The 12,429-nt window shown below is 72.2% G+C and carries 8 protein-coding genes; 7 read left to right on the top strand and 1 reads right to left on the bottom strand.

The window, feature by feature from the left end; genetic code table 11:
• The first annotated feature begins 2 nt into the window (after positions 1–2).
• From OG937_40990 to OG937_40960, 7 genes are all read left to right on the top strand, one after another.
• Positions 3–3,257 (top strand): amino acid adenylation domain-containing protein, encoded by a 3,255-nt coding sequence (locus OG937_40990; GenBank protein WUD77638.1) that lies wholly within the window; start codon positions 3–5, stop codon positions 3,255–3,257.
• Positions 3,254–4,288, top strand: coding sequence for a TauD/TfdA family dioxygenase (locus tag OG937_40985; protein ID WUD77637.1), 1,035 nt, complete (start codon positions 3,254–3,256; stop codon positions 4,286–4,288). The genes OG937_40990 and OG937_40985 overlap by 4 nt, the downstream gene beginning before the upstream one ends.
• The gene (sbnB, locus tag OG937_40980) at positions 4,285–5,355 is read left to right on the top strand and encodes a 2,3-diaminopropionate biosynthesis protein SbnB (GenBank protein WUD77636.1); all 1,071 of its coding nucleotides are present in this window, start codon (positions 4,285–4,287) and stop codon (positions 5,353–5,355) included. Before OG937_40985 ends, sbnB begins: the two co-directional genes overlap by 4 nt.
• Positions 5,356–5,581: 226 nt before the next feature.
• Positions 5,582–6,691 (top strand): 2,3-diaminopropionate biosynthesis protein SbnA, encoded by a 1,110-nt coding sequence (sbnA, locus tag OG937_40975; protein WUD77635.1) that lies wholly within the window; start codon positions 5,582–5,584, stop codon positions 6,689–6,691.
• A 233-nt stretch (positions 6,692–6,924) separates the two neighbouring features.
• Positions 6,925–7,347: a hypothetical protein gene (locus OG937_40970; protein WUD77634.1), complete on the top strand. Its 423-nt coding sequence runs from the start codon at positions 6,925–6,927 to the stop codon at positions 7,345–7,347.
• Positions 7,348–7,495: 148 nt separating this feature from the next.
• On the top strand, positions 7,496–8,887 hold the full coding sequence (locus OG937_40965; GenBank protein ID WUD77633.1) for a PI-PLC domain-containing protein: 1,392 nt from the start codon (positions 7,496–7,498) through the stop codon (positions 8,885–8,887).
• Positions 8,888–8,889: 2 nt separating this feature from the next.
• Entirely contained in the window at positions 8,890–10,833 is a 1,944-nt protein-coding gene (locus tag OG937_40960) for a glycoside hydrolase family 5 protein (protein WUD77632.1), read from the top strand.
• 61 nt (positions 10,834–10,894) lie between these two features.
• On the opposite strand, the gene OG937_40955 is transcribed toward OG937_40960, so the two are convergent.
• Positions 10,895–12,334, bottom strand: coding sequence for a family 16 glycosylhydrolase (locus OG937_40955; protein ID WUD77631.1), 1,440 nt, complete (start codon positions 12,332–12,334; stop codon positions 10,895–10,897).
• Positions 12,335–12,429: the final 95 nt, after the last annotated feature.

Raw genomic sequence — 12,429 nt, 5'->3', positions numbered from 1 at the left:
CGATGGACATGGCAGCGCATGCCGGACGGGAGTTCTGGCGCGGAGTGCTCGTCAAGGGCGGGTTCACCGCGATCCCCCGCTGGACTCCCGAACCGGCCACCGGCGCCGCCGAGCACGTGGTGGCGGTCCCCGACGGCCTCACGGCGTCCGTGCGCCGTGTGGCGGAGGAGGTCGCCGTCCCGGTGGGCTCGGTGCTGCTGGCCGCGCACGCCAAGGTGCTGGCAGCCCTCGCCGGCGAGGCCGACGTCGTGACCGGTTACGTCGCCGCGGGCGGTGCGGTGCTGCCGTGCCGGCTGTCGGCGGGTCCCGGCTCGTGGCGGTCCCTGCTGCTGGACGCGCACGGCGCCGAGTCGCAACTGCTGGCCTTCCAGGACTTCCCGGTCGACGCGCTCCGCAAGGAGCTCGACCTGGCCGAGCCGCTGTTCGAGACGGTCTTCGACCTGTCCGGCGGTGGTGTCGAGCTCACCCCCGGCACCGTGCTCTGGGTCGGAGCCTCGGACCGCGGCGGCCGGCTCTCGCTGCGGCTGCGCTACGCCAACGATGTCATGGACGAGGACGCCGCGGCCCGCGTCGCCGGCTACCACGTGGCCGCCCTGGCGCGGATCGCCGCCGACCTGGACGCCGAGCACACCCGCAAGAGCCTGCTGTCGGCGGAGGAGAACCGGCTGCAGGTCACCGGGATGGCCGGACCGCGCAGGAAGCTGCCGGACCGGCGGATGCACGAGCTGTTCGAGGAGCGGGTCCGCGCGCACCCGGAGGCGGTCGCGGCCGTCCACGGGGACCGCCAGTGGACCTACGGCGACCTCAACGCCCGCGCGAACCGCCTGGCGCACGCCCTCCTGGCGCGTGGTCTGGAGCGCGAGGGCGTGGTCGCGGTGGTCACCGAGCGGAACCTGGACTGGCTGGCGGCCGTGCTGGCGGTCTTCAAGGCCGGCGGCGCCTACCTGCCGATCGAGCCGCACTTCCCGGCCGGGCGGATCAGGAACACCCTGGCCCGGGCCGAGTGCCGCCTGGCGCTGACCGAGCGCGGCAGCACCGCCACGCTGGACGAGGCGCTGTCCGCGCTCCCCGAGGTGCAGCGGCTGCCGGTCGAGGACGCCTACGCCGAGGACCACCCGAGCGAGGACCCCGGCGTGGCCGTCGCCCGCGACCAGCTGGCGTACATCTACTTCACCTCCGGCTCGACCGGGGAGCCCAAGGGCGCCATGTGCGAGCACGCGGGGTTCCTCAACCACCTCTACGCCAAGATCGACGACCTCGGCATCGGCGAGGGGCAGGTGGTGGCGCAGACCGCCCCGCAGTGCTTCGACATCTCGCTGTGGCAGCTGGTCTCGGCGCTGCTCGTCGGCGGACGCACCCTGCTGGTGGAGCAGGAGACGATCCTGGACGCCGACCGCTTCCTCGACAAGGTCGTCGAGGGCCGGGCGAACGTCCTCCAGCTCGTCCCCTCCTACCTGGACGTCGTCCTGTCCGCCCTGGAGCGGCAGCCGCGCGAACTGCCGGACCTGCGCTGCGTGTCGGTGACCGGCGAGGCCCTGAAGAAGGACCTCATCGGGCGCTGGTTCGCCGTGCGGCCCGGCGTGAAGCTGGTCAACGCCTACGGGCTGACCGAGACCAGCGACGACACCAACCACGCGGTGATGGACCGGGTCCCGGACACCGACTGGGTGCCGCTGGGCCGGCCCGTCAACAACGTGCGGGTGTACGTCGTCGACGAGCACCTGTCCCCGGTGCCGCTGGGCGCGCCCGGTCTGGTCGTCTTCTCCGGGGTCTGCGTGGGCCGCGGCTACATCAACGACCCCGAGCGCACCCGGCAGGCGTACCTGACCGACCCCCACCACTCCGGAGAGCGGCTGTACCGCGGCGGCGACTACGGTCGCTGGCACCCGGACGGCACGCTGGAGTTCCTCGGCCGCAAGGACCACCAGGTCAAGATCCGCGGTTTCCGCATCGAGATCGGCGAGATCGAGAACACCCTGGTCCGTGCGCCGGGGGTGCGCGACGGCGCGGTCGTCGTCAGCGACGACGGCAGCCAGCTGGTCGCCTTCTACTCGGGCCCCGCGCCCGCGGAGGCGGACGTGCTGCGCGAGCACCTGGCGGCTTCCCTGCCCGCCTACATGGTGCCCGCGGCCTTCCACTGGAAGGAGAGCCTGCCGCTGACCGCCAACAGCAAGATCGACCGCAAGGCCCTGACGGCGCTCGCCACGGAGGAGACCTCCGAGCGGGACTCCGCCGGGACGGACGTGCAGGTCCCCGGCACCCCCGCCGAACTGCGCCTGGCGAGGGCGTGGGCGACGGTGCTCGGCATCCCGCAGGAGCGGATCGGGCGCCGGGACCACTTCTTCGACCGCGGCGGCACCTCGCTTTCCGCCGTACGGCTGGCGATCCTGCTGGACCGCGCGATCTCCCTCAAGGACGTCACCGCGCACCCGGTCCTCGCCGACCTCGCCGAGGTGGTCGACGGCCGGACGACGCGCCGGCCCGGACTGCTGCAGGCCCTGTCGGAGCCGGACTGCGAGCCGCACGGCGCCCTGGTGTGCTTCCCGTACGCCGGTGGCAACGCGGTGAACTTCCAGCCGCTGGCCGCGGCCCTGCGGCCCGCCGGCTGCGCGGTCTACGCCGTCGAACTGCCCGGCCACGACCCGGCCGCCCGCGACGAGGACTTCGCGCCGATGGCGCAGGTGGTCGACGCGGTGGTCGAGGAGATCGCCGGCCGCGGACTGTCCCGGATCCTGCTGTGGGGCCACTCCTCGGGCACCGCCCTCGCGGTGGAGACCGCCCGGCGGCTGCGGGAGCGGGGCGTGGAGGTCCAGCGCGTGTTCCTCGGCGCGCAGCTGCTCGGCGACTCCGCCGGGCGCCGTGCCGCCGCCGACGCGCTGACCGGCCGCAGCGACGCCGACATCGCCGCGGAACTGAGCGGCGACGGCGGTTACGGCCAGCTCGCCGAGCTGGACAGGGCCCGTGCCGGGCACGTGGCCGCCGCCTACCGCCACGACTGCGTGGCGGCCCACCGATACTTCGCCGACGCGTTGGACTCCGCACCGCCGGTGCGGCTGTCCACGCCGGTCACCGTGGTCGTCGCCGCCGACGACCCGTACACGGCGGACCACTCCCGCCGGTACCGCGAGTGGCAGCTGCTGGCCGAGCACGTCGACCTGTACGAGCTCGCCCGCGGCGGTCACCACTTCCCCCGCACCTGCCCGGACGAGGTGGCGCAGGCGGTCCTGCGCGCCGCCGAACTCCTGGCCTCCCCATGAACGGCAACCGAGAGGAGACGCAGTTGTCGACCTCAGCTTCCCCTCCGTCCCTGCTCGACCTCGAGCTGCGGCCCGGCTCACCCCCGATCCTGCGCACCGGGGCCGTCCAGGACCCGGCGGGCTGGGCCGACGGGCACCGCGACGCGCTGCGCGCGGTCGTCGCCGAGCACGGCTCGGTCCTGATCCGCGGTCTCGGGCTCACCGACGCGGACAAGGCCGCAGGCGTCGTCAAGCGACTGGCCGGCCGACTGACCGCAGAGAAGGAGGCCTTCGCGTCCCGGCGGACCTACGCCGACGGCCTGTACTCCTCCTCCAACTGGCCGCCCAACCAGCCGATGTGCATGCATCATGAACTCAGCTACCGGCTCGAGTTCCCCGGCATGATGATGTTCGCCTGCCTGACCGCGCCGGAGAAGGGCGGGGCGACGGCGGTGGCCGACGCGCCGACCGTGCTCGAGGCGCTTCCGTCCGAGCTGGTCCAGCGCTTCGAGCGCGAGGGCTGGCTGCTCACCCGCAGCTACAACGACGAGATCGGGGCGACCGTCGCCGAGGCCTTCGGCACCGACGACCGCTCCGCCGTCGAGGACTACTGCCGCGCCAACGCCATCGCCTTCGAGTGGCAGCCGGACGGGGCCCTGCGCACCCGCCAGCGGCGCAGTGCCGTGGTGCGCCACCCGGTCACGGGCCGGCGCTGCTGGTTCAACCAGATCGCGTTCCTCAACGAATGGACGATGGACCCCGAGGTGCACGAGTACCTCGTGGACATGTACGGCGCCGAGGGCCTGCCGTTCAACACCCGCTTCGGCAACGGCGACCCGATCGGCACGGACGTCGTCCAGCTGCTCAACACCGTTTACGAGGCGAACACCGCCCGCGAGCCCTGGCAGACGGGCGACCTGATGCTCGTCGACAACATCCGCACCGCGCACAGCCGCGAGGCCTACGAGGGCTCCCGTGAAGTGCTGGTCGGCATGGCCGACGCGGTGCGCCTGGCCGACTGCTCCCCGACCGTCGAGGTGACCACCGCATGACCAGCAACCGCTCCGCCGCACAGGGTTCCACGCCCTCCGGGCCTCTCACCGTACCGCCGTTCGCGGTGGTCCCCGGTGTCCAGGTCCAGCGAGCGCTGCACGGGCGCGAGAAGCAGATCACGGAGCTCGTGGAGACCACCTACCGGCTGCACTCCGCCGGTGACTCGGTGAACCCGCCGTCGTACTTCCTGCGGTTCCCCGACCGCCCCACGGCCCGGATCATCGCCCTGCCCGCCTCGATCGGCGGCGACGTGCGCGTGGACGGCCTGAAGTGGATCTCCAGCTTCCCGGAGAACGTGGCGGCGGGGATCCCCCGCGCCTCGGCGGTGCTGATCCTCAACGACCACGACACCGGCTACCCCATCGCGTGCCTGGAGAGCTCCATCATCAGCGCCACCAGGACGGCGGCGATGGCGGCCCTGGCCGCCGACCGGCTGAGCCGCCCCGACCGGCGCCCGAAGCGCGTCGGATTCTTCGGGACGGGACTGATCGCCCGTTACATCCACACCTACCTGGTGGGCACCGGATGGCACTTCGACGAGATCGGCGTGCACGACCTGTCCACCGAGAGCGCGAAGGGCTTCCGCGGCTACGTCGAGCAAACGGGCGCCCCGGGACGCATCACCCTGTACGAGGACCCCGAGCAGCTCATCCGCTCGAGCGACCTGGTGGTCTTCGCCACCGTCGCCGGTGAGCCCCACGTACGGGACATGACCTGGTTCGGGCACAAGCCGCTCGTGCTGCACATGTCGCTGCGCGACCTCACGCCGGAGATCGTGCTCGGCTCGACCAACGTGGTCGACGACGTCGAGCACTGCCTGAAGGCGGACACGTCGCCGCACCTGGCGGAGCAGCGCACGGGCAACCGGGACTTCCTGGCCGGCACGCTGGACGACGTGATCGCCGGACGGGTGGCGCTCCGCGAGGACCGGCCCGTGGTGTTCTCGCCCTTCGGCCTCGGAGTCCTCGACCTCGCGGTCGGCAAGTACGTCTACGACGAGGTGGCGCGTTCCGGCGAGCTGCGCGTCGTCGACGACTTCTTCCACGAACTGCGCCGGTACGGATGAACGGCCGCGACCCCGCCCCCACGAACCCAGGCCCCCGGACCTGGGCCCGGGCCCCCGACGGAGGGGCGGGAACCACGGCGACGGACGACAAGGAGCCGCATGCGGACGCACCTCCGGGAAAGACCAACGGTCCAGCCACGCAAGCTCATCAGTGCAGGACACAGCGGCCGCTGACGCGCTGCTCCCCCGTCTCGACGGGAGAGGCGCTGCAGATGAGGAGGCCATCGTGACAGTCATATCCGTTCCCCAGGCCTTCAACGAGGAAGAGCTCTTCGTCGACCTCGAGTCGATCTTCGGGCAACCGCTCTTCCTGAAGTGCGAGGGCTTCAACTTCGCCGGTTCGATCAAGCTCAAAGCCGCGACCGAGATGGTGGAGACCGCCGAGCGGGAGGGGATCCTGACTCCGGAGTCGATCCTGGTCGAGTCCTCGTCCGGCAACCTGGGCGTGGCCCTGAGCATGATCGCCGCCAGCAAGGGCTACCGGTTCCTGTGCGTCACCGACGCACGGTGCAACCTGTCGACCCGGCTCCTGATGAAGGCCCTGGGCAGCCAGGTGCACATCATCTCGGGCCCCGACGCCCACGGCGGCTACCTCGGCGCGCGGCTGGACTTCGTCCGCGCGCTGTGCGCCTCGGACGACCGGTACGTGTGGCTCAGCCAGTACACCAACCCGGGCAACTGGCGGGCGCACTACCGGACGACCGCTCCGGAGATCGCACGGCAGTTCCCTGAGGTCGACGTCGTGTTCGTCGGGGCCGGCACCACGGGAACGCTGATGGGCTGCGCCCGCTGGTTCCGTGAGTGGTCCCGGCCGGTGAAGGTCGTCGCGGTGGACAGCGTCGGCTCCGTGACGTTCGGCGGGGCCCCGGGCCGGCGGATGATCCCCGGGCTGGGCATGAGCGTCCACCCGCCGCTGCTCGACGAGTCCTTCGTCGACGAGGTCGTCCTGGTCGAGGAGGCGGACACCATCCGCGCCTGCCACCGGCTGGCCCGCCGCGGCTTCCTGTTCGGCGGCTCGACGGGCACCGTGGTCAGCGGCGCGATGAGCTGGCTCGAGAAGAACGGCGCCCCCGGCCTCACGTCGGTGGCGATCGCGCCGGACCTCGGCGAGCGCTACCTCGACACGATCTACCAGAGCAACTGGCTGCAGGACCTGTACGGCGAGGACGTCCTCGAACCCGACGAGCGGGCCGACACGTCCTGGGCCGACCCCGCCTGGGCGGCGGCGGCCGAAGCCGCGTGGGCCAACGCCCCCGCGGCACCCCCCGCCGAACTCGAGCCCGAACCCGAACCGGCGAGGACGCCGTCGGTCTCACCCGACGGTCAACTGCACTGACGGCCGGGCGGCGACGCCGCCCCCGTCGATCGCGTGCTGCTGCGGCGGTCCCCGACCGCCGCAGCAGCACGTTCCGCGTCGGGCCGGGTTCCGCAAGAGGCATTCGGGCCGCCTGCACTGAGTAGTTCCGCCGCGCGGAAATGAGCACGCGTGCTCATCCCCCGCCCAGGAGCATCGCCGTAGCCTCGTGAGCACGGTCGGTAACGACACCTGGGACCAAGGGGGAACCTACGATGATCCGCCGCGCCGCCACCGCTCTGGCACTCTCCGCCGCCTCCCTGCTGATCGCCGCGGGGGTCGTCACCGCCACCGGCCCGCAGTCCGAGGCCTCGACCGAAGCCTGGGTGGGGCCTGGCGTCGTCAAGGCCTGGGTGGGCCCCGGAGCCGTCACCGAAGCCTGGGTCGGACCCGGCGTCGTCAAGGCCTGGGTCGGCCCCGGAGCCGCCACCGAAGCCTGGGTCGGACCCGGCGTCGTCAAGGCCTGGGTCGGCCCCGGAGCCGCCACCGAAGCCTGGGTCGGACCCGGCGTCGTCAAGGCCTGGGTCGGCCCCGGAGCCGCCACCGAAGCCTGGGTCGGACCCGGCGTCGTCAAGGCCTGGGTCGGCCCCGGAGCCGCCACCGAAGCCTGGGTCGGACCCGGCGTCGTCGAAGCCTGAGCCGGTCCGGGCGGCACCGGGAGCCGGATGACGCGCCGGTCCGCACGACGTGAAGGCGGGCGCCGTCGACGACGCCCGCATCCCCGTCCGGAACCGGCGCCCCAGGCCCAACACGCCCTTACATGGCAAGCGTTACCGGTGGTATGTCATGCGCATGACTACCTCTCGAAGCGCTCGCTTCGTCTCCCTGCCCCGCGCAGGCGCGGTGGCGGCCGCGGTCCTCGCGGTGACCGTTCCCGGGCTGCCACCGGCGGCCGGCGCGCCCGCGCCCGGCGGCACCCTCTCCGTACAGAGCGCCGTGAACGGCCTCAACGCCTCCGACAGCGGCGGCACCGTGGCGCTGCACCGGCCCAAGGGTAACGAGGACCGCCAGCAGTGGACGGCCGTCGCCGTGTCCGGAGGGCAGGAACTGCGCAGCACCGACGACGCGAGTCACTGCCTCGGCCGTTCCGGCGCCGACGCGGCGATCGTGGCGTGCGGCGGCGCGAGCGCGGCCTGGGAGATCACGGCGGCCGGCGACGGCACGTACGCCCTGGGCGTGCCCGGCACCTCCGACCGCCTCACCCTGGGCGACGCGCCGAGCGGGGGCGTATACCCCGAGCGGCCGCGCGTGGGCGCCGCGGGCCCGCTGTCCCGGTGGTACCTCACACCCGTCCCGCTCCCCCGGGCCGCCATGCCGCCCGCCGACCAGCGCACCCTTGACCAGGTCACCTTCCTCACCGCGCACAACGCCTACGCCAACGGCGTCGACGGCGGCTTCGCCCCGCCCTTCGTGAACCTCTTCCCCAACCAGTCGCGCGGCATCTCGCAGCAACTCGACGACGGCGTCCGCGGCTTCATGATGGACATCCACCAGACCCCGGACGGCGCGATCCTCTGTCACAACAGCTGCACGCTGGTCAGCCGTCCCGTCGCCCTCTGGGTGGACCTGCAACGGATGGTCGACTTCCTCCGGCAGCACCCGGGGCAGTTCGTCACCGTCTTCCTGGAGGACTACGTCTCCCCCGAGGTGCTGCGCTCCGAGCTCTCCCGGGTGAACGGTCTGTACGACGTCCTGTACCGCCCCGACCAGGACGGCGTACGGGAGCACGGCTGGCCCACCATGGCCGACCTGGCCGCGCGCGGCAAGCAGCTGATGATCTTCACCGACCGGACCCGCGGCTCCGACACCGGCCTCAAGCGCGACAGCTTCGGCGTGCTGTACCAGCAGGAGTGGACCGTGGAGAACTACTGGTCGATGGGCTCCGGCGCGAGCACCTCCGACTGGTCCTGCTACAGCCGCTGGTACGGCGCCGGGGTCAACGTCCCGCTCACCCGCGAGGAGCCCGGTTTCCGGCCGCTGTTCGTCATGAACCACTTCCGGGACACGACCATCGCCGGCACCGCGTCCACCGACAACGGCAAGCTGCTCAACCGCACCCAGAACTTCTGCGAGCCCGCGGCCCGCAAGAAGCCCACGTACGTGGCCGTCGACCGCTACGACCTCGGCTCGCCGAAGAGCGCGGTCGACCAGCTCAACACCTACACCGTGGTGCCGTAGCCGTGGCCGCGACGTTACCGCGCCGGCCCCTCACGGCCGTGGCCGCCGCGCTCGTCACCCTCATCGGCCTACTCACCCCCACGACCGCGCTCGCGCGGGACCCGGAGCCCTCGGTCCCCGCCGCCCCCGCGGCGCCGGCCACCGCACTCGCCGCGTCCTGGACCCCGCCGCTCAGCACCCGCGGGCGTTACATCGTCGACGCCGACGGCAACCGCTTCAAGCTCACGTCCGGCAACTGGCACGGCGCCAGCGGCACCTGGAACGGCTCGGGCGATCCGGCCGACCCCGCGAACCACCACGCCGGCGAGGACTCCGGCCGCATGCCGCTCGGCCTCGACCGGGCGCCGATCGCCGAGATCCTCTCCGGCTTCGCCGAACTCGGCATCAACAGCGTCCGGCTGCCGTTCTCCGGCGAGATGATCCACGACACCGTCCCCGTCACCGACACGGCTGTCGCGGCCAACCCCCAACTGCGCGGCAGGACACCGCTGCAGGTGTACGACGCCGTGGTCGCCGCCCTCACGGACGCGGGCTTCGCCGTCATCCTCAACAACCACACCAACACCACCCGCTGGTGCTGCGGCGTGGACGGCAACGAGCGCTGGAACGCCTCTCAGTCCACCGCCGCCTGGGAGGACGACTGGCTGTCCATGGTCCGCCGCTACCGCGACAACAAGCGCGTCGTCGGAGCCGACCTGTACAACGAGGTGCGCCGTTCGGTCTGGGACGACCCCAACTGGGGCCTCGGGGACGACCACGACTGGTTCGCCGCCTCGCAGCACCTGGGCGACCGCATCCTCCAGGAGGCCAACCCCGACCTGCTGGTCATCGTCGAGGGCATCAACTGGACGGGCCTGCCCGTCGACGGCCTCCCCCACGACCGCCCCACCCTCGAACCCGTCCAGCGGCTGTCCCACACCCTCGTCCGGTCCGGGAAGCTGGTGTACTCCGCGCACTTCTACGGCTACACCGGCCCCCGCCACAGCGGCGCCACCGGCATGGGCGAGACCCACGACCCGCGCTACAGCGACCTCGGGCGCGACGAGCTGTACGCGGAGCTGCGCCGGCAGGCCTTCTACGTGTCGTCGGACACCGGCCGGCACTACACGGCACCGCTGTGGATCAGCGAGTTCGGCGTCGGCGGCCGGGACGAGACCAACGAGAAGTCCCGCGCGTGGTTCGCGAACTTCACCGACTTCCTGATCCAGACCGACACCGACTTCGCCTACTGGCCGCTGGTCGGCTGGCACGAGAACCGCCACGGCAACGGCTGGGCGCTCCTGCACTGGGACGCCGCCGGCCACCGGATGGGCCTGTACGACGGCGACGACTGGCGGGCCGCCGCCTGGTCCCGGCTCGTCGGCAGCCCCGGCCGCACCGGGTACGTGGCCCCCGTCGCCCGCTGGTCGATGCTCGGCCCGGACCACGGCGACTTCGTGCAGAGCCTGCGCATGCGGGCCCGTCCCGACTGGGACCCCGGCGCACGCAAGGCGGCGTGCCCGGACGGGCAGCGGCTGATCGGGCTGGCCCACACCGGCAACCGCGGTCTGTGCACCGACACCGGCGCCGGGGACCTGTGGGCATCCTCGGGCGCGTACCAGGTCGTCACGGACGAGCGGTACGTCCCGTCGGGCGGGGACTGGGCGTCGGGCTACACCAAGCTGCAGTGCCCGGCCGGTTCGTTCCTCGTCGGCTACGCCGTCCGCGGCGCCGCCGTCTCCAGCGCGCTGTGCGCCACCGCGGGCACGGCCCTGGGCGGCGGCGGGCGCACCGTGTGGTTCGACCGGGGTGACAACCGCCCCGCGTCGGGTGCCGGCGGGGACTTCGGTCACGGCAGCTACAAGGGCCAGTGCGCGGACGGCGAGTACGCGGCGGGCATCGCCTACACCGGCCGCTTCGGTTCCTCCCGCACGCCGGACGCGTTGTACTGCCGGTCGCTTCCGTAGGGGCGGTCCGTGCCGCCGCCCACCGCGCCCCTGTGGCGGTGGGCGGCGGCACGGGGCCCGGTCAGCTGCCCGGGACGGTGTCGGTGAAGACGGTGCCCGCGGTGCGGTAGGCGGCCACCTTGGCGGCGACCTGGGCCGGGGTCAGCACCTGGTCCTTGACGAAGTAGACGTAGTCCACCTGCTGGTTGTAGGAGCGCGAGGTGCTGCCCGTCTGGCCGGCGAGGTCGATGAGCCAGTGGTTGAAGTCGATCCACTGGCCGGTCTCGGGCAGGTAGGGCTCGCCGTGGGTGCCGAAGACCTGGCCGTCGATGTAGTAGGTGATGGCGTTGTTGTCGATGGTGAACTGAAGGTCGTGCCAGCCCTCGTAGCTCTGGCGGTTCTCCGAGTGGGTGTTGACCGCGTTCCACGGGTCCGGGTTGTAGGTCTCCCAGGACGTCGTGTACATGATGTTGCTCGGCTCGCCCCAGCCGCCGTTGGGCAGGTACTCGAAGTCCTGCTCGCTGTAGTTCGGGTCCATCGGGGCGTTGAGCGGCGTGAAGGCGAAGAAGGTCTGCACGACGTGGTCCCCGTCGGGACCGCCGGTCGGGGTGTCGTTGAAGCGCACCCGGGCGGCGTAGGTGCCGTTGCGGAACTTGCGGGCGCTGGTCTGGATCTCGCTCTCCTTGGTGCCGGCGGCGGTGCCGTCGGTGGTGAGGCGCAGGTTCATGACCTTGTTGCTTCCGGTGCCCGCCACGAAGGTGACGTCCTGGGGGGACCATGTGGCGCCCGGCACGCCGGGGCCGCCCTGGCCCGACTTCACGGTCCAGCCGTGGCTCTGCAGCGCGGGGTCGCTGCTCGAGGTGTAGCTGAAGTCGTCGAAGAGCGCGGGCGCGTTGGGGTCGGTGGGCGGCGTGGTCGGCGGATCCGTGGGTGGCGTCGTGGGGTCGTTGCCGGCGGGCGCGGTGCCCCAGACGACCGAGCCGCCGCGCTGCACGGTGACCTTGTCCCAGTCCGCGTACGACGTCTGGGAGCCGTTGAACGAGTAGTCGTCGGACTGGGTCAGGCGCTGCCAGTCCGCGCGGTAGAAGCGCAGCTGCATGTCGCCGGTGTTCTGCCCGGGGGCGAGCGATCCCGCGCCGGAGGTGAAGCCGATCTCCAGGTAACGGTCGGCGGTGGCGGTGGGGTTGGCGAGGGTGCCGAAGGTACCGGTGATGTTGGCGCACCCCTTGACCGCCCAGGAGCACGCGAAGCGGTACGCGGTGGTGGGGCTGTCGGCCTTGAAGTAGTAGCGCAGGGTCACCTCGCCGAGCGGCACGGACGAGGTGCCCTGGTTGGTGATCTCGAACCAGGGCTCGCTCTGGTCCGCGGTGGCCCCGGACGCGCTCGTCCGGTATTGCGCGGTGAGCGTGGCCGCCGCGGCGGACGCGGGCAGTGCGACGAGCCCGGCGCAGGCGAGACCCGCCGTCGCACAGGCGGCCACGGCGGTGCGGACCCGGGCGGTGGTGCGGAACGGTCCTGACATGGGGACCCCTTCCAGTCGGGTGGAGCGCGTGGGGGAGGGCTTACCACTTGGCAACTGGTCTTCCACTGGTAAGGGAAGGTGGCATAGACCAGATG

Origin of the sequence: Streptomyces sp. NBC_00510, assembly GCA_036013505.1 — a bacterium.
Taxonomy (GTDB): Bacteria; Actinomycetota; Actinomycetes; order Streptomycetales; family Streptomycetaceae; genus Actinacidiphila.
This window is presented reverse-complemented; position numbering and strand designations above follow the sequence as displayed.